This window comes from Cellvibrio sp. PSBB006 (genome assembly GCF_002162135.1).
Lineage (GTDB): Bacteria > Pseudomonadota > Gammaproteobacteria > Pseudomonadales > Cellvibrionaceae > Cellvibrio.
On record NZ_CP021382.1, the window covers coordinates 4,544,472 to 4,566,909 of the forward strand.

Genomic DNA, 22,438 nt, shown 5'->3' on the forward strand with positions numbered 1-22,438 from the left:
TGGGAGAAACGCAAAGCGCGGGATTATAGCCCATATGTGGCATTGGATTCTAGGAAATCAAGCGGCTGGCGGTATAGGCGTCATAATTCTTTTCGGTTGGTCACTTTATGATCTTGTGCGCTAAGACCTCCGTGGCGAGGTGCTTGCGCTCCTCTTGAGTTAAGTCGCCATTGCGCAGTTTTTCCATCAGTTGAGCGGTTTTTTTTGCACTTTCCTGTTTGCGCAATTTTTCCATGCAGTCGCAAAACGCGGTGGTTGTGTCGTAATCCGCCTTGGGCGGCTTGTCCTGTCGGACCTGGGTAATAGCACTCGTGGCTTGCAGCAAATCATGGCCAGCAATGGCGGCCAGCTTTTCAGTGTTTTCTGTACCGTAAGCACCTAGCCAATAACCGAGGATATGCGACAGGTTGTAGTGGCTGCGTTCGTGCAGGAGTTTCAATAGACGACCCAATATCTGGATGTCGCTGTCGTCGCAGCCCAGCCAGCCATCGTGATCCGCTTCGCTGGTGGCGAGTTCCGGGTGGGTGAGCAGCAGGGCGATGGCCTTCCGCGCAGGCGGCATCAGGTATTTGCTCGGTGTATGGGCTTGCAACTCCGGCTGATAATCCTGCTTCCCGATACGACGCGGCTGCCGGTCGACGTAATAACCGTCGTAATCTGGCGGCGGCGTTTGTTGGGCAAAATAATCATCCTCGTATTCAGGGTAATCCGGCTCAATCGGTGGTTGAGCTGGATGGTTCGGATTTGCAGCCGGTTTGGCTTCCGCTTTGATTGGGGCTGGCGTGGGCAGGGGTTCCGGCTCTGCCTGGCTGATTAAATCCCGCAATACATTGCGGCTAAGCCCGGTGCGTGTCGCCAGGTTTTCAAACATCAACTCGCGGAATACGCCTTTCGGTAAGCGATCCAGCAGTGGGGCAGCACGTTTACTGAAGCTGGCGCGGCCCTCCATCGTGCGGATATTCAAGCCTTCGGCCACCGCATCAAATAAATAATCTTCCAGTGGTACGGCAAGCTCTACCAGCCGCTCAAACTTTTCCGGTCCGATTTGGCGCACCAGTGTATCCGGGTCTTCGCCCTCGGGGAGGAACAGGAATTTAACCTGGCGGCCGTCTTTCATGGATGAGAGTGAATTTTCCAGCGCGCGATGTGCGGCGGTACGGCCGGCGTTGTCACCATCAAAGCAGAACACGACTTCATTGGTGTGGCGGAAGGCGCGGTCCAGATGATCTTCGCCGCAGGCGGTGCCCAGGGTGGCGACGGCATAACGGATGCCAAATTGTGCCAGGCTGACCACGTCCATATAACCTTCAACCACCAGCAGGCGTGGCAGCTCGCGGTAAGCGAGGCGTGCTTCATAAAGCCCGTACAGCTCCTGGCCTTTATGAAATATCGGTGTTTCCGGTGAGTTGAGGTATTTGGGCTTGTCGTTGCCCAACACCCGACCGCCAAAGCCAATCACCCGGCCACGCGTATCGCGGATGGGAAACATAATGCGGTGGCGGAAGCGGTCGTAAACGCGCTTCTCGTCCTGATTATGGATCAGCATCCCGCCTTCAATCAGCAGGTGTTTGTCCTCGTCAGTCTCGGCCAGGGATTTAAGCAGATTGTCCCACCCGGGTGGCGCAAAACCTACGCCGTATTCTTTGGCGATCTTGCCGTCGAGGCCGCGACCTTTCAGGTAGTTAACAGCCATTTGCTTGCTGGGGTGCTGGCGCAGTTGGTTTTGATAAAAGCTGCTGGATTTCTCCAACAAGCTATAGATGCTACGTTTCTCCTGCTCGCGCTGTGCCTGGGCTTCGCTCTGCACTTCGCGCGGTACTTCAACGCCGACCAGTCGTGCCAGTTGCTCCACAGATTCCGGGAAGCTGAGCCGCTCAAAATCCATGATAAAGCCAAGGGCGTTGCCGCTGGCGCCACAGCCGAAGCAATAGTAGAACTGCTTTTCCGGGCTGACGGTAAAGGATGGGGTTTTTTCTTCGTGGAAGGGGCAGCAGGCGCTGTAGTTTTTGCCGGTTTTTTTAAGCTTAACGCGATGGTCAACTACCTCGACGATATCGACGCGGTCGAGCAATGTGTCGATAAAGCTTTGGGGGATTAGTCCGGCCATAAAGAGTCGCGGGGGTTGAGTGATGAGTTGCTAGTATAAGCAACTGACGCTCGGTTGTTAGCGGCTCAGTTGTTCTTTCAGTAATTTACTGACTGCACCCATGTCGGCGCGGCCTTGCACTTGCGGTTTGATCAGCGCCATGGCTTTGCCCATATCGCGCATGTCAGTCACGCCGGCATCGCGAACGGCTTGGGTAACAATCGCCGACAACTCCTCATTGCTGAGAGCAGCGGGCATGAATTCCTGGATTTGGGAGACTTCGTAGGCTTCCTGGGCGGCAAGCTCTTCACGCCCGGCGGCTCGGTATTGCTGCTCTGAGTCGCGGCGCTGCTTGATCATCTTGTCCAGCACCGCCAGTGCACGCGCGTCTTCTACTTCAATACGCTCGTCAACTTCGATGCGCTTGAATTCGGACATAACTAAACGCAACACCGCCACGCGCTCTTTCTCTTTCGCGCGCATGGCGTTCTTCAAGGCATCATTGATGCTGTCTCTCAGTGCTGTGTTTGCCATGGGATAACCTGTAGCAGAACGACACGGAATCCGGTTCAGTACCGGATTGAAACCAAGGCCCGGGAATTAATACAGGCGGGTAAACTTCTTGGATTCGCGTTGCACTTTCTTAGCGTGGCGCTTAACCGCAGCAGCAGCGTTACGCTTGCGTACTGTCGTGGGCTTCTCGTAGCACTCGCGAGCGCGTACGTCAGCCAGGATGCCAGCTTTTTCACAAGCGCGCTTGAAGCGGCGCAGAGCAACGTCGAAAGGTTCGTTTTCTTTAAGTTTTACTGAAGGCATGTTGTTACCTTTGATGTCTTAATTCATCCTCTGGTGCAGGGTCGCAAACCAGGGAACCTGAGGGGCGCAGATTCTATACACTTCTTATTACCGGCGCAACCGTCGCTCTGGACCTATGTTAAATACTTACTGGCGCCTGAGTCAGAGCGCCTTTATCATACGCCACCCCTGTATATATAGATGGTAGAGCGATGCGCGTACTTGGGATTGAAACCTCCTGCGATGAAACCGGAATTGCTGTTTACGACAGCGAGCGCGGCTTGCTGGGCCATGCGCTCTATAGCCAGATTGACCTGCACGCCGAATACGGCGGCGTGGTGCCGGAACTGGCCTCGCGCGATCACGTACGCAAGATTCTGCCGCTGATTGATCAAGTGATGGCTGAGAGCCAAACCCTACCCCGGGATATCCAGGGTATTGCCTACACCTCCGGTCCCGGCCTGATCGGTGCTTTGATGGTGGGGGCTTCGGTTGGCCGGGCGCTCGCTTATGCCTGGGATGTCCCCGCTATCGGTGTGCATCATATGGAAGGGCATTTGCTTGCGCCGATGCTGGAAGAAAATCCCCCTGCGTTTCCGTTTGTGGCGCTGTTGGTTTCCGGCGGGCATACCCAACTGGTCAAGGTCGATGCCATCGGCTGTTACGAATTGCTCGGCGAATCGCTGGATGATGCGGCCGGCGAAGCGTTTGATAAAGCGGCCAAGATGCTCGACCTGGATTATCCCGGTGGCCCGCACGTAGCGCGTTTGGCTGAGCGGGGTGTTTCCGGGCGTTTCGAATTTCCTCGGCCCATGGTTGATCGGCCGGGGCTGGACTTCAGCTTCAGCGGTTTGAAAACCTATACCTTGAATACTGTGGCCGCTCATGCACAGGCGGACGGTTTACCCGACGATCAAACCTGCGCGGACATTGCCTGCGCGTTTCAGGATGCCGTAGTGAGCACGCTGGTGATTAAATGTCGCCGGGCGCTGGAACAAACCGGTATGAAAACCCTGGTGATTGCCGGCGGCGTCTCCGCGAATAAAAAACTACGTCAGGAGCTGGAAATTGCCTTGGCGAAAATTCAAGCCAAGGTCTTCTACGCACGCCACGAATTTTGCACCGACAACGGCGCCATGATTGCTTACGCCGGTTGCCAGCGGTTACTGGCGGGACAATCGGAATCGCTCGCGGTCAATGTGCGTGCTCGCTGGCCACTCAACACGCTATCGCCTCTCGCTACGGATTGATTCATGGATATTGTTTACATCAGAGATTTACACATCGACACCATCATCGGCATCTACGATTGGGAGCGCCAGGTGCGCCAAACGGTGAGTATTGATTTGGAGATGGCCACGGACATTCGCCAGGCCGCCGCAACCGATGATATTCAATATGCATTGAACTACAAAGCCGTGTCCAAACGCGTTATAGCCTATGTCGAAAACCGCAACGCGTTATTGGTGGAGTCGCTGGCAGAAGAAGTGGCGCAGATTGTGCGCGATGAATTTAATGTGCCCTGGTTGCGCTTGCGCTTGAGTAAACCCGGCGCTATTCGCGGCGCGCGCGATGTCGGTTTGGTTATCGAGCGTGGGGCGAAACCGCAATGATTAAGGTCTACCTCGGCTTGGGCAGCAACATTCATCGCCATCAACATATCGCGGCAGCACTGGATGCCTTGCATGACACCTTTGGTGAATTAAACATCTCCACCGTTTACGAAAGTAAATCGGTCGGCTTTAACGGCAGTAATTTTTTCAATCTGGTGGTGGGCGTTCAGACAGCGCTGTCGATTCCGGAGCTGTCAAAGGTGCTAAAAAAAATCGAAGATGACAACGGCCGCTGCCGGCAAGGTCCAAAGTTCAGCCCTCGGACTTTGGATATCGATATTCTCTCTTACGGTAATTTTGTCGGGGTTGAGAATGGCATCGCGTTGCCACGCGCTGAGGTTATTCAAAATGCCTTTGTGTTGCTGCCGTTGGCAGATATCGCTGCCGAAGAGTTTCATCCTGAACTGCAGAAGACATACTCAGCTTTATGGCAGGCTTATGATAAAGCCTCGCAATCATTATGGCCGGTAGATTTTTATTGGAAAGGGCAAAAAATTTCTCACGCCAGATAAGTTAGAAAGCCTCTCCTTCCTTTGCTTGGAGAGGCTGCAGCATAAGTCAACGCAATTAATGAATTTCAATCCGATGGCTCGATGGCAATGATGACTCCACTTTAGGAACCAGTAATGTCAAAACCCCATCCTTGAATTTGGCATCAATGTCGCTTTCCTTGACTGCCGAGCCTAAATCAAAACTGCGTATAAACTTGCCATAGCGTCTTTCCTGGCGAATAACTTTTCCGTCTCTCTCGTCCTTGCTTTCTTGCCGTGTCTCGGCGGCTATTGAAAGCATTCCATTTTCCAGGGTCAATTGGATATCTTTTTTGTCTACGCCGGGTAATTCGGCTGTAATTTCAAAACGATCCTTTTTTTCATTAATATCCACGCGAGGTGAAAAGGATACTCCTGCACCGCTTCTTAGCGGCGTCCAAAAGTTTTCGAGTAATTGGTCTACGTCAAAAAGTGAGTTGCGCGGTATAAGACTCATAAACAACCTCCGATGTGATGGCTAATTAGCCGGGATCTGGGGATGGGTGGATTATGAGCGCATTGTCAGATGGGTATTTGATTTAGAACAATGAATGATTGCTTTTTGGGTGCGGACAATCATTTTTAATGATCGCTTCCATCGTAAATTTAGAAAGCCGCGCCAAGTCACAAAGGCTTTTAATGCTTTAGTGCTTTTAGGGGTTTTCAAAGCCACTTTTTATAAGCAAACCAACCAAAACCGGCTGCGACCAGTAACATGGTTCCCCATGCATAAAAATAGCCGTATTGCATCCGCAGTTCAGGCATGTTTTCGAAGTTCATGCCGTAGATGCCGGCAATAAAGGTGAGGGGGACAAAGATTGCCGTAATAACGGTCAACACCTTCATGGTGTTGTTTAGCATGTGTGAAGAAATGGAAAGATAACCTTCAATCAGGTCGCCGCAGATTTCATAGTACATCGTGCACAAGCCATGTAAGCGTTCGCAACGTTCGAATAAATCCTGTAGCGCGTGCTCGATGTCGCCATCCTCATCAATCCATGCCTGGGGAATGTTTTTCAGTAAGTTCGTGGCGAGGCGTTCGTGATAACTGAAGATACGTTTTAGTTTGCGCAAACGGGATTTGTAGGCGATCAGTTCGCGCATGGTTTCGTCGTTGGGCCGTTCCTGCATGCAATCTTCCAGCTCATTCAGGTTGGGCTCAAAAGCAAGGATGGCTTCCAGGTAGCGCCCCACGGAATAGTGCATCGCGCTGATGGCAATCAGTGCAGGACTCCGGAGTAAATTATCTTTGGCGGCCATCTCCCACCCATGACGCACGCCGGTGGATGGCCGCGGATGACAACTGATGACGGAACGCTCGCCGACAAACAGGGCAATCGTCATCTGCTCAATCGTCAGATCTTCGTTAAATTGGGTAATGCCGCGATATAAAATTAATGTATGGTCTTCGAACGCTTCTGTTTTGGGCGGGTGACGAAAACGTTGTACATCTTCAATCGCCAGCGGGTGGCAGTCGAGTGACTCAAGCATCCTGCGCTCGTCTTCCAGTGATTCGCCTTCCAGATCAATCCAGATATAAGCGCCGGCGTCGGCCTGCCAGAGAGGGATTTGTTCCGCGCCTCCCTGCGTTAGCGTTCCTTCTGCCGTCAGCAGTTGAGTTTTAATCATCGTGTTTTCCTTATAGCGTTAAATCGACAACTCTTCTTTCAGGTGGCGAATCTTCTGTACACGGTGAATAAATTCTTGCAGGATCATATGGTAAAGCTCATCACCGATAAATTCATCTTCTACCCCTGCATCAATACTGGGGTTGTCGTTGATCTCGATAACCACCACCCGATCTTTCAATTGCTTCAGGTCAACACCGTAAAGCCCGTTGCCGATCATGCTGGCTGCTTTAATGGCTGTGCTGATTACCGCCTTGGGTACTTCATAGGTCGGCATGGTGACAAAGCCACCGGACGGGTCAGTTTTGTTATTGTGATCGTAGATTTGCCAGTGATCGCGTGCCATAAAATACTTGCACGCATACAAGGGCTTGCCATTCAGTACGCCGACGCGCCAATCGAAATCGGTATAAACAAATTCCTGTGCAAGCAGCAAGGCAGAGTGTTTCAGTAATTCGGCCACACCTTGATCCAGCGCGGCGCGATCAGCGGCTTTAACCATGCCGCGCGAAAATGAACCATCAGGAATTTTCAGAATCAGGGGAAAGCCCAGTTCATCCGCGATTTTATCGAGAATCACTGGCGACTGATTGGAGATCAAGCGCGTCTTGGGTGTTGGAATCCCGCGCGTAGCAAACAGATCGGCCAGATAAACTTTGTTGGTGCAACGAATGATGGATTGTGGATCATCCATCACTGCCAGCCCTTCCGCTTCGGCACGGCAGGCAAATTGAAATGTGTGATGATTGATGTTGGTTGTTTCGCGGATAAACAACATGTCGTATTCCGGCAACTTGCGAATATCCTTGCGCCCGATAAAGTCCACCTGTATTCCGAGTTTGCTGCCGATCTTGACAAACTTCTTTAATGCTTTGTCATCGCTGGGCGGCAAGGGATCGTCAGGACTAACCAGGATGGCCATGTCGTAGCGGCTGATCTTCTGCGCCTTTTGCTTGCGCCACAGTTGCGCACTGAAGTGATCGAGCGCGTTGGCAAAGGCTTCCTGTTCCGCGTCCTGTTTCAAGCTGTGTAGGGCGGTCACCTTTAAGCTGCTTACTCGCCAACTGCCATCCCATTCCAGTTCCGCGCGCATAATGGGGCAGGGTTGCTGCTCAAAAAGTTCGCGCGCCAGTTTTTGCAGCTCCGGTACACTGCTTTCGCCAAAGAATATCCAAAAAGCCAGTTTCGGTTCTTCGCGCGACGCCAGTTTTTTCAGGAATTTTTCAGATTGGCTGTGTAAGTGTTCCTGAATAATTGCGAAGGAGTGCTGGTTGCGCAGATCGTTGAGTGTCTTGACCGAAGGAATAACCGAATGCCCGCGTGCCTCAGCTAGTAGTGAACAATAATAGCCTTTGCTCAGGTAGCCGAATTTACGACACAGGTTGATGACGCGGGTACGGTTGGTTTTGGTGGTGCTGAGTTGCAGATAATTGTCGAAAGTGATGACATGCTCGCTGGGAAAATAGGGCGCCCAGTCCTGTTCAGATTCAACCACAATTAACAGACGCGACATTGAGAATTTAACCTCTCCATTAAAAATCTATGCTGTTTAGCTTAGCGGCTTTTAGCGTGGCTGCCAGTGTCTCAATCAGTTTTATTCTGTATTGGCGTTCACATTCTTTGGTGTTGCGTAAGTTGCGTAAGTTAATGACTGAGACTGCGACCGCCATCCACAGTAATGATTTGACCGGTGATGTAGGGCGCGTCCTGAACCAGGAACTTAACAGTTCGGGCGATATCATCAGGACCGCCGCTGCGCGCCAGCGGAACTTTTTGCAGTATGTCCTGTTGCTTTGATTCATCCGGAGCATTTTCCTGTTCTGGCCACAGTATGGCGCCCGGTGCAATGCCGTTGACCCGCACCCGGGGAGCGAGTTCCCGCGCGAGGGATTTGGTGAGCATCACATTGCCCGCTTTGGCTGCACAGTAAATCGGATGCTGTTTGAGTGGACGGTCAGCATGAATATCGGCAATGTTAATGATGCAACCTCCGCGCTGCTGCAATTCCGGCGCAAACGCCTGGGCAAGAAAAAACGGTGCTTTCAGATTGCTGTTCATCAAATCGTTCCACTGCGATTCGCTGGCATCCGCTAACGGCGTTGGAAAAAAACTGGATGCATTATTCACGAGCACATCGAGGCGCTGCCATTGCTGTAAAACCTTATGGGCCAGTTGCTGAATCTCTGCAAGATGGTTTAAATCTGCCGCGAGCGCAATCACTGAATTCGGGTGTTGTTCATTCAGCTTATTCGCGAGTGACCTGGCATCAGCAGCCGAGTGGCGATAATGCAGCACGATGTTGTACCCAGCGTTATGCAAGGTTTCCGCAATTGCGGCACCAATGCGTCGCGCACCACCGGTGATCAGCGCGACGGGCCGTGAAGAAGAATTTGATTGAATAGATGAATGATCTTGCATAATTCTTTAGTCTTTTATCTGGCTGCGCATGTCATGAATTTTGGCTAACCGCTGCTGATCCAGTTCGTCACCAAAGGCTTTACCTGTTAACCCTTTTGCTGTAATGGCTTTGAGATCAATCGACTGGCAAGCCCGTAGAATTTCGCGTACATAATTCGCTTGTGGATAATCTGCCAAGGTGGTGTTGTCGCTGCGGGCGATCGCTTCGCAACACAGCAGAAAATTGTCGAAACGTTGCGGACGTCGAAAGGCATCGGTGCGCACGAGTAAGTTTAATAAAACGTCCGGTTCCAGTTCGCGTGCGTTGTGGCTGCGGGCGTGAAACTCTGCCACGATTAAAGCTAATTCTCGATAATCTTTCGGTGCTGCAATACGTTCGCAAAGATGGTGTATTGCAGAGGACTTATGCAAACTGTCATCTGCTGCTCCGCTGTGCTCATTCAACGGATGCAGCAAGGTGGCAAAGCGAGCAATGGCTTCAGGACTGAGTCGGCTTGCCTGTTGCAAACTCACCAATGCATGCGAACCGGCATTGTTATCTTTCTGTGAAGCATTATTCATATCTTGATGGATAGGAACAGAAAACAGCCGATCCAGTTCAGGCAGGACACACGCAAGCGCCCCGCAGTCGCGCAGAACGTGAATAAAAATATCCGGCGACCTTTCTCCCAGTGCGCGTTGCGTCTCCTTCCAGACTCGCTCCGCCACCAGATGATTTGCTTCACCGCTGACAACCATTGCATGCATCAACGCCAGGGTTTCTTGTGCAACCCGAAAGCCCAGGTGATGATAACGGGCGGCAAAACGGGCGATACGCAGAATGCGTACCGGGTCTTCCGCAAAGGCGGGGGAAACATGACGGAGGATTTTTTGTTCCAGGTCCCGCCGGCCGTTGTAGGGATCAATGATATTGCCTTGCTCGTCTTCAGCGATGGCATTGATGGTGAGATCCCGGCGGCGCAGATCCTCTTCCAGCGTAATGTCTTCCGCGCAATAAAAGGTAAAGCCAGCGTAACCGTGACCGGTCTTACGTTCTGTGCGCGCCAGCGCATATTCTTCGCGGGTTTGTGGATGCAGGAAGACAGGGAAGTCTTTGCCAACGGGGATGAACCCTTGCTCTTCCATGGTCTTCGGGTTGGCACCGACTATAACCCAATCTTTTTCGCTGGACGGGTAGCCAAGTAATTTGTCACGGACGGCGCCGCCGACCAAAAAAGTTTTCATAGGGATTCAAGCTAAACGTATGGGAGCCCGATGCAGGCTCTTTTTATAAAGGTGTTGTATCGTCGGGTCTTTCTACAGGTTGAGACTCTCTACTGGTTGGGTCTCTCTACGGGTTGAGACTCTCTACTGATTGCGTCACTCTACTGTAAGTATCCGGGAAATCATAGTTGTTATCCTGACTGCTTTCCTTTAAAGTCGATGTTCATTTCATTTATTATTTATTGAATATGTCTGTCATTAAATCCGCTCTACGAATTCGCGCACCGCATGTCGTCCTTTGGGTGGCACGCGCGTTATCGTTTGCGGAGTTTGATGAATAGTCTTAACACTTTTTCAACAAAGGCCGCAGCGAGATCTCCCTGCGGCCTTTTTTATTGTTGATAGAAAATTCCCGGGGCCAGCTAATCGCGTCGCTGCATCAATGATAAGGAGCTTTATCGTGGCAGTTTTTTTGGCGTATGTTTTGGTGGTGCTCATCTGGGCAACAACCCCCTTGGCTATTCAATGGAGTAGCGACAGTATCAGTTTTATTGCGGCGGCCTTGTCGCGCATGATGATAGCTGTGGCATTTGCGTTGCCGATCCTGTTTGCCTTGCGTCGGCGGTTGTTTCCGCCCGGCGCCTGGAAAGTTTATCTGGCAGGATCTATTGGCATTTTTCCCAATATGCCGATTGTGTACTGGTCGGCCCAATTTATTCCGTCGGGATTGGTGGCGGTGATTTTCGCTATGTCCCCCTTCGTTACCGGCGTGCTGTCGTTGTTGATCCTGCGTGAAAATCCTTTCACGGTGCGGCGAGTTTTGGCTTTGATCATGGCGCTGGCAGGTTTGTCGGTTATTTTTTACGGCCAGTTGCGTATTGATCATCAGGGGCTTTATGGCATCGCCGGCATTCTGTTGTCCTGTGTGCTGTTCAGTTTCAGCAGTGTTTTGATGAAACGCCTTAATGAAAGCACAGAAGCCTTCGCGCAAATGACGGGCTCGTTATTATTTTCATTGCCGGGGTTGGTATTCACCTGGTGGTGGCTGGATGGCCAGTTACCGACAAACCTGTCGGATAAAACCCTGGGTGGGGTGGTCTATCTGGCGATCTTTGGTTCCCTGTTAGGTTATACGCTGTTTTTCTTTATCCTGAAGCGCTTGTCCGCCAGTGTGGTATCGCTGGTCACCTTGATGACGCCGTTGCTGGCGATGTTGCTGGGAGTCTGGATCGCCGATGAGCGTTTCACTTTTCAGTTATTGCTTGGCGTGGGTATGGTGATTTTGGCATTGCTGTTGTACATCGACATAGGATTGGTCCGGCTATACGAAACATGCTCCAATGCGATACGTCGATTGCGAGGCGAGATTCTTACTCGCCAACCGCCCGCGCAGCTGCCGTGAGATTAATGCCCGACTTAGGTCGGGCAGCTTCCCCCGAATCTTTCGATTTTGTGCGCTATGCCGGTGTTTTAGCCTGTTAAACGTCATTTCTGTCAGTTTTTATAGCTTTTTCTCCAGCCTTTTTATCGAAGTCATCTTTTTGCTCGGTTTTGGTGCTTTGTGCCTGCGGTGCAACCGATTTTCTGCATCATTATTGTGCGCTGAGGTGTTTTTATATCGGTATGCCATCTTGTATTCATCTTCTATCTTTTTGATTTATATGTAAAAAACAAAGTTGGCTTGGTAACTGCAATATTCGGGGCAAGCTAGTTCGGAATCATATCGACAGCTGCCTCAACAAAGAAACGGCTTTACCAATACCTAAAACCTAGAGGAAGAACTCATGAAGATGAAACAAAAATTTTTGGCCGGCGCTATCGCTCTTTCAGCTCTGGCTTCCACCGCTGTAATCCCGGCTGCCAATGCAGTTGAGGTGTCTGCATCGGTAGGTGCTTCTAACATGTACTACTGGCGTGGTTATGACCTGGGCGGTAGTGCTGCGATCATTGGTGATGTTAATGTCAGCTCCAATGGTTTCTTCGCAGGGGTGTGGGCATCATCGGGTGATGAAGTATTGGGCAGTGAATATGACATCTACGCTGGATATTCAGGTAGTGCCGGTGATTTTAGTTACGGTGTAAGTTTTGTTTCTTACATTTATCCCAATCCCCAATCAGGTGATGTTGCTGAACCAGTAAGCCCTGGCGATTACGTTGAAGTTGTTCCGTTCATTGGTTTCGGTCCCTTCAAAGTAACTTACTATGACGCGATCAATGCAGATCATGATTCATTCTCTGAAGATTACAGCTATGTGACTGCTGAATTGAATTTCGAGAAGTTTGGTCTGAAGTACGGTCAGCATATGCTCGACGATGCTGGTTCAGGCAGTATTGATGGCGTGTCTCACATCGATGCTACTTACAAATTCAACGACAAATTGAGTTTCACTTTGGGTCAAATCGTTGATGACAACGATGGTGGTGCTCCGGACGAAACCAATTTTGTTGTAACCCTCTCTCTGCCGATTGAATAAGTTTTACCTTATTTGTATAGAGCATTAAGGCAAGCGCAAGCTTGCCTTTCTTATTTCTGCCGCGCGAATAACTTTTCTTCTCTTTATTTTTCCTGTGAACATCCTTTGTTAAATCAGTATGATGAGCACCTTCCAAGGCTTATCTACCTGACATTTATTATTCAAGGGACACAGGAATCAAGATGACTTCATCCCAGCAGCGGGCTGATCGCCCTCATATCCTCGTCACCGGTGGTGCCGGTTTTATCGGCAGCCATGTCTGTGTTGAATTGATCGCCAATGGTTATTTGCCTGTGGTGGTTGACAACCTTTGCAACAGCAAGCCCGAAGCGCTTAAGCGAGTGGCGGCTATTACCGGCGTGGAGCCGGTGTTTTATGAAGTGGATATCAATGACAAGGCACGGATGCGTGAGGTATTCGCCGCACATTCTATTGCGGCGGTGATGCATTTTGCCGGTCTGAAAGCCGTGGGCGAATCCAGCCAGATTCCAATGAAATATTATCGGTACAACGTAGCCGGTACGCTTTCGTTGACGGAAGTCATGGAGGAATTCGGGGTGTGGAAGCTGATTTTCAGCTCCTCCGCTACGGTGTACGGCGATCCGGTCAGTGTGCCTATTGACGAAAGTTTTGCCACCTCGGCGACCAATCCTTACGGGCGCAGCAAATTGATAGTGGAAGAGATCCTGCGCGATATCGCCAATGCGCCGGACAGTGACTGGAACATCTCCCTGCTGCGCTATTTCAACCCGGTCGGTGCCCATGAAAGCGGCATGATCGGCGAAGATCCTGCGGGTATTCCTAATAACCTGCTGCCTTATGTGGCACAGGTCGCCATCGGAAAATTGAAAGAACTCAGTGTCTTCGGTGATGACTACAACACGGTGGACGGTACCGGTGTCCGCGATTACATCCACGTGGTCGACCTGGCCCAAGGCCATGTAGCGGCATTGAAAGGGCTGGATAATGTTGGCGCCGGTTGCCGTGCTTACAACCTCGGAACCGGGAGCGGTTATTCGGTCTTACAGATGGTGAAGGCTTTTGAGGCGGCGAGTGGGCGCAAAGTGCCTTACCGGGTTGCGCCGCGCCGTCCGGGGGATATCGCCAGTTGCTATGCCAATGCGGATAAGGCGAAGAAAGAGTTGGGCTGGGAAGCACATCTCGATTTGCCGCGTATGATGCAGGATGCCTGGCGTTGGCAACAGCAGAATCCGAACGGTTACGAATGATGAAAATAGTGTACAGATAACGGGTAGATGGGGCGTTTATGACGAATGTGTTGTGGTTGTTGTTGGGTGTTGGGTTGCTGACGGTTGGAGGGGAAGGTGTTGTGCGCGGTGCGCTGGCAGCTGCTCGCCGCCTGGGTGTTTCGCCACTTCTGGCTGGTCTGGTGATTGTCGGCTTTGGTACCTCGGCGCCGGAGCTGGTGGTTTCGGTGAAAGCGGCTTTCGATCAGCAACCGGATATCGTGCTGGGTAACGTTGTGGGCAGTAACATCGCCAACATGCTGCTGATATTGGGGGTAAGTGCACTGATTATGCCTCTGACCATCCATATCAAATCCCTGCGGCGCGATGGATTATCCATGTTGGCCGCCACCTTGCTGTTTATGGCTTTAGCCAACTTGTATGGTTTAAGTCGCCTCGACGGGTTTATCTTGTTTGGTGTATTGATTGCCTACCTTATCTGGGCTTATCGCAGCGAGCGCGAACACCTGGATGACCCTGTGGCGGAGCTTCATCAGGCTGAAGCTAATGAATATGAAAACCTGCCGTTGTCTGTTCCCCTGACGTTATTGTTTTTGATTGGTGGTTTAGCTTTGCTGTTGCTTGGGGCTGATCGCTTCCTGGTGGGAGCGGTTGGGTTAGGGCAAATGTTCGGTGTGCCGGAAGCTATCATCGGTTTGACGGTCGTCGCGGTAGGCACGTCATTACCGGAGCTTGCGGTATCGATTATCGCAGCGATTCGGCGTCATGCGGATGTGGCTATCGGCAATGTGCTCGGCAGTAACATCTTCAACTTATTATCGATTCTGGGGGTTGCATCTATATTGCAACCGCTGCCGTTTGGCGGGCGTTTACTGGCAGTTGATCAGTGGGCGCTATTGGGTGTATCGATATTGCTGTTGTTATTCTTATTCTTCGGATTAAGTTTGTCGCGTTTGAAAGGTGCGGTGTTGTTACTGGTCTATCTGGTCTATGTAGTGACTATGTTTTTTACCCAAGGGTAGGGGTTTATTACCCAAGGGTAAGGGGTTTATTACGCAGGGATAACGCAAAAAAGAAAAGCCGGTCTTGCCCAGCCAAGACCGGCTTTTTTGTGCCGCTATGATTCAGACCAATTCCCTGTCAGTTGCAAAGGACAATGCAAACGACTTGGGTCCTACGTTGATGGCGCCGGTCATGCTCATCATCGACAACATGGTTTTGACGCCGTGTTGTTTGCAGAATTCGCGAAACTCAACCATCACGGCTTCATCCTTGATCTCTTCCAGTAAACCACCGTAACTCATGGCGACTACGTCACTGGTTAATCCCTGTTTAATTTGCTTACGCACATGATCCAACAGCTTCCCTACTGCGCCGATAAATCCTTTACCGGTATCCATTTTTTCGGTTTCGCCGCGATATAACTGCACAATCGGACGAATGTTGAGCATGCTGGCCAACTTGAAGTTGATCCAGGAAATATTATTGTCCCCCTTGCGCAAATGGCGGCGATCACGCATGTATGAGAGATCATTGGGAATAATGTAGCCATACACGTTTTCACGCATGTCGTCGATTTCGCGAATGGCTTTACTGAGCGGAATTTTTTCCTGGTGAATTTTTTTCACCAGTTCGTATACCAGCAGCGCATGACCGGTAAACATTGACATGCTGTCGTACAAACGAATACGAAAGGGAATACGGTTAGGGTCGACCTTTTCCAGTTCGCGGAACTTAGGTTCGTTGATCAGGGCGGCTTCGGAAACGCGCTTGAAGACATCGCTTTTTTTGCTGTTGATGGTGACGACTTGCACCAGATCATACTTGGGCAGCAGGCGATGCTTGAGGATCTTGGTCATGTCATCCACTGACAGTGGGTCGGATTGTGCGAGCCCGAATTTTTTCTTTGAATGATTTTTGTAGAACTGCAACATGGTTTGCGGATCGCGGTAGTCGAGATGCTGGCCACCGTCGTAATTGATGTAAATCGGTAGAACCTCGATATTGTGTTGCTGGATAAACTTGGCCGGCAGATCGCAGGTGGAGTCCACCGCTATACAGGTTCTCGCTGCCATGATTGTGTGCTCCGTTGTTTTTACTTGTTGTTGGCTGTTTGTTGTCGATCAGTGAGTGTCATGTCGATGGTGACATTATTGACTGGAGATGGCGTTACCGACAGCAGCCAAACACACTGCGTGCTGTGCGGGAGATTCACAGCGTGTTGTGCGACATGGCGCACATAAGGGCAGAAAAAGAGAAGGGTTTGCCAGCCGCAGCGGCTAACTGGCGATGGGGAGAGTAAGAATGAATGCCGCGCCGCCCAAAGAAGAGCGGTCAATGTGCAATTGGCCGCCGTAGCTGGCGATAATGTCGGCGCTGACGGCCAAGCCGATTCCTTGGCCCGGTTGGGTGGTATCGAGGCGCTGGCCTCGCTGCAGAATACGCTCCTGTTGATCGATCGGGATGCCGGCACCGTCATCACTGATACTGATGACCAATTGCTGCTGTTCTGTACGGGCTTCCAGCCGAACCTGGCGGTGACAATATTTGAAAGCGTTCTCCAGCAAGTTGCCGAGCAATTCCAGCAAATCCTGTTCGTCACCCACAAACAGGCTGTTGTTGACGCTGGTCTGGCAGTCTACCTGTTTGTCTCGATAGACCTTTTGCAGTGCCGCCACTAATCGCTGAACCACCTGTTCTACATCAATGCGTTGATTCAACCCTTGCTGTTGGCTGGATACTGCACGCTGTAACTGATAGGTCACAACCTGGTTCATGCGCGTGACCTGTTCGGCGAGTGTCTGTTGCAAATCGCCATCGCTGGAACCCTGGTTCACCTTGCCCTGCAAAACCGCCAACGGGGTTTTCAAGCTGTGGGCCAGGTCGCTCAGGCTATTGCGGTAGCGTTGGCGCAGCGCTTCTTCCCGTGCAAGTACCAGGTTCAAGTTGTCGACAATGCGTTGCAGCTCCCGTGGATGTTCCCCGGCGATGTTGCGGGTATCACCACTTTGCATGGCTTTAAGGGCACGCGCCAATTTGCTGAGCGGACGTAAACCCCAGCGCAGGATCACTGTCTGGGCCAACAGTAACAATAATCCTGCTGCCCCTAACCAGCGCCAAAGCTGATTGCGATAGGCTTTCAGCTCAGCCAAAAATGCATCGCCATCATGGGTCACCGCAAAGCGAAACGGGTGGCCCTTGCCACGGGCATCCTCCCAAATGACATCGTAATGCGCACTGAAACGCAGGCTTTCATCATGTGTTTCTTCCTGCACAATCAGTTGCCCTACGGTGGACTGTTCGGCAAATCTGTCATTGGTCGGTGCGTCCATCAGCGCGGCGGAATTGGAACGCCAGATTAATTCTTTTTCTTCGTTGTAAATGTAGGCATAGAGGCCGGAATTCAGACGCTCGAAATCCGGCTCCATCAAGACCGTGGGCATCTCCAGATTGACTTTGCGGGTACGGATATTGGGCAGCTCCGCGACACTGAATAACAAATACAAGTGGGTGCGCAGGCGTGCATCCTCGGCGGCCATCAGGCTGCGTTGAAAAGCGTTGTCGAGGAAAAAACCGGTAAGTCCCAAAAACAGCGGCAGCAGCAGGGCAGACGCGACCAGCAAGCGGGCGGAGATCGAAGTAAGTTTGACGGCCATCTTTCGTTATCGAATCTGCGCTGGTGAATAAAGCGGACGGAGTTATTTGTCGGTGTCGAGATTAAAGCGATAACCCAGACCACGTTGAGTGGTAATTAAATTCAGGCTGCCATCCGGGTCGAGTTTTTTGCGCAGGCGGCCGACAAAGACTTCAATCACATTGCTATCGCGATCATAGTCCTGTGCATACAAGTGTTCGGTCAGCTCGGTCTTGGAGACATTCTTGCCTGCATGCAACGCCAGGTAGGTGAGCGTGTTGTATTCGAAACTGGTCAGCTCTACCTCCTGGCCGCGCAGGTGAACCCGACGGGCGTTAGTGTCGATGGTGAGCGGGCCGTAGTCCAACACCGGTGCCGCATGTCCGCTGGCGCGACGCAGCAGGGCGTTGATGCGTGCCCGAAGTTCTTCCGGATGAAAAGGTTTGGTGAGGTAATCGTCCGCACCGGCCTCCAGCCCTTCTACCTTGTCCTGCCAGGCGCCGCGTGCGGTGAGGATCAAAATGGGGAAGTTGCGCTGTTTGGCGCGCAGTTGGCGAATTAATTCGGTGCCGTCCAGCAACGGCAAGCCGAGATCAATGATGGCCAGGTCGTAATCGTATTCTTCGCCGAGGAACAGTCCCTCGCGCCCATCGCCGGCGGTATCGCAGGCAAATTTTTCAGCGTTTAACTGACTGCTGATCTGCTCGCGCAGGCTGGGCTCGTCTTCCACAATCAGGATACGCATGCTGGGGTCCGCTTCAGAAATTTAATTGAGGATGGCGCCGGTCTGCCCGTCCACATTGACGGTGCGCATATGACCGGAGTTCTGCAAAATTTTTACGCCATAGACGACGCCATTGCCAGACTGACGGGTGCTGACATTCATCACTTTACCGCCGTAGCGTTGTTGGACTATGGCCGCCGCCTGGGACGCAGAGATGCGCGCGCGCGGCCGTTCTTCCTGGCTGCCCTTGTCCCGCCGGGGTTCGGCGGAGGCGGTGGAATGGAGTGAGCCCAGCGTCATTGCCAGCAGCACAATAATCAGCCAGCGACAGGGGGAATTGGAGTGACGCAACAGCGACATGGCAAGACTTCCTGCAAAATCATCAAGTTGGGAGTAAGTATACAAGGTGTTTGCAACTACCGCGTGTGTGCCTTCACAGGAAAAAAGAATCCGGGGTGATTTGGCACCCCGGCAAAAGCGGAGCCATTAATAGCCGCGACCCGGGCGCACATGAACATCGACAGGAATACGGTCACCGGGATGCTGGCTGGTGCGGGTTTGGTAATACTGTCCGTGGTACTGATAGGTTACGTCGTAACCTATCACGCGCTGCGAATACTCGGTTTGGTAGCGGGTGTGGCAAACCTGCTCGTCGCGGTAGTGGGTAGTCCCGCCGCCGGACCGGTTGCGGCTGATGTCATGACCGATAGTTGCGCCGAGCAAACCGCCAGCCACGGCACCGACATCTTTGTTGCGTTTGCTATGCCCCAATTCATGGCCGACAGCCGCACCGATTAATCCGCCCACCACGGCACCGGTATAGGAATTACTTCTGCCGGGTTCACGATAAGCAACGGTTTCATAGTGGCAGGATTGCTGCGGCACCTGTGCTTCAATCCGCTGGTAAATCGGGCGAGCCTCGACCACGCGGGCATAGTCCCCGTGGCCTCTGTGATCGTAGCCAGTGTGACGATGCTGGTGCTTGTGGTGATGTTTGTGGCCCGCCAAAGCGCCATTGGCCAGCAACAAGCTCAAGGTGACGCCGGTGATGGTGCTGATCAAGAGGGACTTTTTCATGGTTGTTCTCCACTGAGTAATCTGGGGATCAAGGGACTCTTCACCCTTGGCAGCAGATTACCGCCATCAAACTGAACCGGAACTGAAGTAAATCCCGCTTTATGTCCCGCTAAATTCGCCAAAAGGGTGCGGCAATCAGGGTATAATCGCCGCACTCTTGTCTTCACATCACCCAGTTCACGGATTTTTACCACTGATGACCGATTCTCTTGATGTAAAAGCCTATATGGCCGAGTTGGGCCGCAATGCCCGTCAGGCGTCACGCGTGATTGCATCCACGTCAACCGGCGTAAAAAACCAGGCATTGCTAGCGATTGCTGATGCCCTTGATAACGCCCGTGCCACGCTGACTACTGAAAACCAGAAAGACCTGGAAGCTGGCGCGGCCAATGGTCTGGATTCCGCCATGTTGGATCGTCTCGCCCTCAAGCCGAGCACAATTGACGGCATGATCGAAGGGCTGCGCCAGGTAGCCGCACTGCCGGACCCTTGTGGTGAAATCACTGGTTTGAGCTATCGCCCGTCCGGCATTCAGGTGGGCAAGATGCGCGTTCCACTGGGTGTGGTGGGCATCATCTATGAATCCCGGCCCAATGTGACGATTGATGCGGCCAGCTTGTGTCTCAAATCCGGTAACGCGGCGATCCTGCGCGGTGGCAGTGAAGCCATTCATTCCAATCGCGCTATTGCCGTTTGCCTGCAACAAGGGCTGAAAGCTGCCGGTTTGCCCGACACGGTCGTGCAAATTGTGGAAACCACCGATCGCGCTGCTGTGGGCGAATTAATCACCATGCCCGAATATGTGGACGTCATTGTCCCGCGCGGCGGCAAGGGGCTGATCGAGCGGATCAGCAATGACGCGCGCGTCCCGGTAATTAAACACCTTGATGGCATCTGCCACGTGTATATCGACGATAAAGCAGATCTTGAAAAAGCCTTCGCCATTGCCCTCAATGCCAAGACCCATCGCTACGGCGTATGCAATGCGATGGAAACCCTGCTGGTGGCCGAGAGTGTTGCGGCCAACATCCTGCCGCGTTTGGCGGTAGCCTTTGGCAAAAAGGATGTGGAGCTGCGCGGTTGTGAAAAAACCCGCGACCTGATCAATGTCAATATCGCCACCGAAGAGGATTGGGCTACCGAGTACCTCGCTCCGGTGTTGTCGATCAAGGTGGTGGCCGGTCTGGATGAAGCCATTGACCACATTACCCGTTACAGCTCACAACATACCGACGCTATCGTGACCGAAGACTTCACCCGCGCGCGCCGGTTTATCACCGAGGTGGATTCCAGTTCGGTGATGGTCAATGCCTCGACCCGTTTTGCTGATGGTTTTGAATATGGTCTGGGAGCGGAGATCGGTATCTCTACTGACAAGATTCACGCGCGTGGGCCGGTAGGGCTGGAGGGATTAACCTCGCAAAAATGGGTCGTGCTGGGTGATGGGCACATTCGCCAATAAAGCCGCTGAAGGCGACGCCATTCATGCGTAACAAGATCGGCATCCTGGGCGGCACCTTTGATCCGATTCATCACGGTCATTTGCGACTTGCCTTGGAGTTGAAGCAATCTTTGGGATTGGCCCAGATGCGTCTGATGCCTTGTCATCGCCCGGTGCATCGCGGTCAGCCGCAGGTCAGCAGCGCACAGCGGGCCGAGATGATTCGCCTGGCGGTGATGGATTGCCCTGAGCTGACTCTGGATGAGCGCGAATTACGCCGCGATGAGCCGTCGTATACCTTTGATACCTTGCGCAGCCTGCGAGCCGAGTTGGGTGCAGAAGTGAGTTTGATCTGGGCCATGGGCACTGATGCCTTTGCAGCGCTGGATTCCTGGAACCGTTGGCAGGAACTGCTCGATTACACACATCTGGTGGTGATTGAGCGCCCCGGTTTTTCCCTGCCGAACGCAGGACCGGTAGCGGCGTTATTACAACACCATCGCGCATCGGCGACAGCGCTGGATGAACTGCCGGGCGGCGCAATTGTCTTGCCTTCATTGCGTCTTCTGGATATTTCGGCCACCGGCATCCGCGCGCAGTTGGCGGCTGGTGAGTCAGCACAGTTTTTATTACCCGAGTCGGTGCGACGATACATCCTGGCCGAAGGACTTTATCGACAGGATTAAGCATCATTTTCATGACTTCACTCAATGACGGGTGGAGTATTTTTTTATAAGTAAGCAGGTAAAGAATGTTAGAAGAGTTAAGCCAGATCGTGATCAATGCGCTCGAAGATCTGAAAGCTAAAAATATTGTGCAGTTGGATGTGCGCGAGATGACCGATGTGACGGATACCCTGATCATCGCCAGCGGCACCTCTAATCGCCATGTGAAATCCATCGCCAATAACGTGGTGGAAGACTCCAAAAAACTCGGTTACATGCCGCTCGGTGTGGAAGGCATTGATGCCGGTGATTGGGTGCTGGTGGATTTCGGGGATATCGTTGTGCATGTGATGCAGGAAGAAACCCGCAATTTTTATGAGCTGGAAAAACTCTGGTCGATTACCCCCAGTAATCGCGCTTGATCGTTGCCGGGATTTCTCGCCATGAGAATTCGCATCATCGCTGTTGGTACCAAGATGCCCGCCTGGGTTGAAACAGGCTACGCGGAATACGCCAAACGTATGCCGCGCGATTGTGTGGTTGAGCTGGTGGAATTGCCTTTGGCACAGCGTGGCAAAAATACCGATATTGCGCGTGCCATGGAAAAGGAAGGCGAGGAGATGCTGGCTGCTATTGGCAAGGGCGAGCAGGTTATTGCGCTGGATGTCAAAGGCAAACCCTGGAGTACGGAGCAACTGGCAGAGCACATGGCGAACTGGCGGATGAGCGGCAACAACTACTGTTTGCTGATTGGCGGCCCGGATGGTCTGGCTCCCCAATGCCTCGCCCAGGCTCATGTGCGCTGGTCGCTGTCCGCGTTGACCTTGCCGCATCCGCTGGTGCGCATTGTGGTGATCGAGCAGTTGTACCGCGCCTGCAGCATCTTGCAGAATCACCCGTATCACAAATAATGATGGCTCGATAGCGCCAGTAATAATCTTT

At 52.2% G+C, this 22,438-nt stretch carries 24 protein-coding genes; 11 read left to right on the forward strand and 13 right to left on the reverse strand.

Going from position 1 to position 22,438, the window contains the following annotated elements; all coding sequences use genetic code 11:
- Window positions 1-100: 100 nt before the first annotated feature.
- The 3 genes from dnaG to rpsU all read right to left on the reverse strand — a co-directional run bounded on the left by dnaG (window position 101) and on the right by rpsU (window position 2,902).
- The gene (gene dnaG / locus CBR65_RS18925; RefSeq protein WP_087468295.1) at window positions 101-2,107 is read right to left on the reverse strand and encodes a DNA primase; all 2,007 of its coding nucleotides are present in this window, start codon (window positions 2,105-2,107) and stop codon (window positions 101-103) included.
- 57 nt (window positions 2,108-2,164) lie between these two features.
- Window positions 2,165-2,620 carry a GatB/YqeY domain-containing protein gene (locus CBR65_RS18930; protein WP_087468296.1) on the reverse strand — a complete coding sequence of 152 codons (456 nt, stop codon included), beginning with the start codon at window positions 2,618-2,620 and terminating at the stop codon, window positions 2,165-2,167.
- 66 nt (window positions 2,621-2,686) lie between these two features.
- On the reverse strand, window positions 2,687-2,902 hold the full coding sequence (gene rpsU, locus CBR65_RS18935; RefSeq protein ID WP_087468297.1) for a 30S ribosomal protein S21: 216 nt from the start codon (window positions 2,900-2,902) through the stop codon (window positions 2,687-2,689).
- A 191-nt stretch (window positions 2,903-3,093) separates the two neighbouring features.
- On the opposite strand from rpsU, the gene tsaD reads away from it, so the two are divergent.
- From tsaD to folK, 3 genes are read left to right on the forward strand one after another with little or no spacing between them, the layout of a single operon-like run.
- A complete protein-coding gene (tsaD, locus tag CBR65_RS18940) occupies window positions 3,094-4,131 on the forward strand; it encodes a tRNA (adenosine(37)-N6)-threonylcarbamoyltransferase complex transferase subunit TsaD (protein WP_087468298.1) in 1,038 nt (345 codons plus the stop codon).
- Between the two features lie 3 nt (window positions 4,132-4,134).
- The gene (gene folB / locus CBR65_RS18945; RefSeq protein ID WP_087468299.1) at window positions 4,135-4,494 is read left to right on the forward strand and encodes a dihydroneopterin aldolase; all 360 of its coding nucleotides are present in this window, start codon (window positions 4,135-4,137) and stop codon (window positions 4,492-4,494) included.
- Entirely contained in the window at window positions 4,491-5,006 is a 516-nt protein-coding gene (folK, locus tag CBR65_RS18950; RefSeq protein WP_087468300.1) for a 2-amino-4-hydroxy-6-hydroxymethyldihydropteridine diphosphokinase, read from the forward strand. Before folB ends, folK begins: the two co-directional genes overlap by 4 nt.
- A 55-nt stretch (window positions 5,007-5,061) precedes the next feature.
- Here folK and CBR65_RS18955 read toward each other — a convergent pair whose 3' ends face one another.
- The 5 genes from CBR65_RS18955 to CBR65_RS18975 form a co-directional block, all read right to left on the reverse strand.
- The gene (locus CBR65_RS18955; protein WP_087468301.1) at window positions 5,062-5,481 is read right to left on the reverse strand and encodes an Hsp20/alpha crystallin family protein; all 420 of its coding nucleotides are present in this window, start codon (window positions 5,479-5,481) and stop codon (window positions 5,062-5,064) included.
- A 206-nt stretch (window positions 5,482-5,687) separates the two neighbouring features.
- Window positions 5,688-6,653: a magnesium transporter CorA family protein gene (locus tag CBR65_RS18960; RefSeq protein ID WP_087468302.1), complete on the reverse strand. Its 966-nt coding sequence runs from the start codon at window positions 6,651-6,653 to the stop codon at window positions 5,688-5,690.
- An 18-nt stretch (window positions 6,654-6,671) separates the two neighbouring features.
- On the reverse strand, window positions 6,672-8,165 hold the full coding sequence (locus CBR65_RS18965) for a RimK family protein (RefSeq protein ID WP_087468303.1): 1,494 nt from the start codon (window positions 8,163-8,165) through the stop codon (window positions 6,672-6,674).
- Window positions 8,166-8,296: 131 nt separating this feature from the next.
- Window positions 8,297-9,070: a pteridine reductase gene (locus CBR65_RS18970; protein WP_087468304.1), complete on the reverse strand. Its 774-nt coding sequence runs from the start codon at window positions 9,068-9,070 to the stop codon at window positions 8,297-8,299.
- Between the two features lie 6 nt (window positions 9,071-9,076).
- Entirely contained in the window at window positions 9,077-10,294 is a 1,218-nt protein-coding gene (locus tag CBR65_RS18975) for a multifunctional CCA addition/repair protein (protein WP_087468305.1), read from the reverse strand.
- Window positions 10,295-10,733: 439 nt separating this feature from the next.
- On the opposite strand from CBR65_RS18975, the gene CBR65_RS18980 reads away from it, so the two are divergent.
- From CBR65_RS18980 to CBR65_RS18995, 4 genes are all read left to right on the forward strand, one after another.
- The gene (locus tag CBR65_RS18980; RefSeq protein WP_087468306.1) at window positions 10,734-11,675 is read left to right on the forward strand and encodes a DMT family transporter; all 942 of its coding nucleotides are present in this window, start codon (window positions 10,734-10,736) and stop codon (window positions 11,673-11,675) included.
- A gap of 382 nt (window positions 11,676-12,057) precedes the next feature.
- On the forward strand, window positions 12,058-12,747 hold the full coding sequence (locus tag CBR65_RS18985; protein WP_087468307.1) for a TorF family putative porin: 690 nt from the start codon (window positions 12,058-12,060) through the stop codon (window positions 12,745-12,747).
- 182 nt (window positions 12,748-12,929) lie between these two features.
- A complete protein-coding gene (gene galE / locus CBR65_RS18990) occupies window positions 12,930-13,976 on the forward strand; it encodes a UDP-glucose 4-epimerase GalE (protein WP_087468308.1) in 1,047 nt (348 codons plus the stop codon).
- 38 nt (window positions 13,977-14,014) lie between these two features.
- Window positions 14,015-14,977 (forward strand): calcium/sodium antiporter, encoded by a 963-nt coding sequence (locus CBR65_RS18995; protein ID WP_087468309.1) that lies wholly within the window; start codon window positions 14,015-14,017, stop codon window positions 14,975-14,977.
- A 102-nt stretch (window positions 14,978-15,079) separates the two neighbouring features.
- On the opposite strand, the gene CBR65_RS19000 is transcribed toward CBR65_RS18995, so the two are convergent.
- From CBR65_RS19000 to CBR65_RS19020, 5 genes are all read right to left on the reverse strand, one after another.
- Entirely contained in the window at window positions 15,080-16,030 is a 951-nt protein-coding gene (locus tag CBR65_RS19000) for a DegV family protein (RefSeq protein ID WP_087468310.1), read from the reverse strand.
- A gap of 204 nt (window positions 16,031-16,234) precedes the next feature.
- On the reverse strand, window positions 16,235-17,611 hold the full coding sequence (locus tag CBR65_RS19005) for an ATP-binding protein (RefSeq protein ID WP_087468311.1): 1,377 nt from the start codon (window positions 17,609-17,611) through the stop codon (window positions 16,235-16,237).
- A 42-nt stretch (window positions 17,612-17,653) separates the two neighbouring features.
- A complete protein-coding gene (locus CBR65_RS19010; protein ID WP_087468312.1) occupies window positions 17,654-18,334 on the reverse strand; it encodes a response regulator transcription factor in 681 nt (226 codons plus the stop codon).
- Window positions 18,335-18,355: 21 nt separating this feature from the next.
- Complete coding sequence (locus CBR65_RS19015) at window positions 18,356-18,718, reverse strand: PepSY domain-containing protein (protein ID WP_157672156.1); 363 nt, start codon at window positions 18,716-18,718, stop codon at window positions 18,356-18,358.
- Window positions 18,719-18,799: 81 nt separating this feature from the next.
- The gene (locus CBR65_RS19020; protein WP_087468314.1) at window positions 18,800-19,390 is read right to left on the reverse strand and encodes a glycine zipper 2TM domain-containing protein; all 591 of its coding nucleotides are present in this window, start codon (window positions 19,388-19,390) and stop codon (window positions 18,800-18,802) included.
- A 196-nt stretch (window positions 19,391-19,586) separates the two neighbouring features.
- On the opposite strand from CBR65_RS19020, the gene CBR65_RS19025 reads away from it, so the two are divergent.
- The 4 genes from CBR65_RS19025 to rlmH all read left to right on the forward strand — a co-directional run bounded on the left by CBR65_RS19025 (window position 19,587) and on the right by rlmH (window position 22,407).
- A complete protein-coding gene (locus CBR65_RS19025; protein ID WP_087468315.1) occupies window positions 19,587-20,852 on the forward strand; it encodes a glutamate-5-semialdehyde dehydrogenase in 1,266 nt (421 codons plus the stop codon).
- A 23-nt stretch (window positions 20,853-20,875) separates the two neighbouring features.
- Complete coding sequence (gene nadD / locus CBR65_RS19030; RefSeq protein ID WP_087468316.1) at window positions 20,876-21,517, forward strand: nicotinate-nucleotide adenylyltransferase; 642 nt, start codon at window positions 20,876-20,878, stop codon at window positions 21,515-21,517.
- 65 nt (window positions 21,518-21,582) lie between these two features.
- Window positions 21,583-21,918: a ribosome silencing factor gene (rsfS, locus tag CBR65_RS19035; protein ID WP_087468317.1), complete on the forward strand. Its 336-nt coding sequence runs from the start codon at window positions 21,583-21,585 to the stop codon at window positions 21,916-21,918.
- A 21-nt stretch (window positions 21,919-21,939) separates the two neighbouring features.
- A complete protein-coding gene (gene rlmH, locus CBR65_RS19040; protein ID WP_087468318.1) occupies window positions 21,940-22,407 on the forward strand; it encodes a 23S rRNA (pseudouridine(1915)-N(3))-methyltransferase RlmH in 468 nt (155 codons plus the stop codon).
- The last annotated feature ends 31 nt before the right edge of the window (window positions 22,408-22,438 follow it).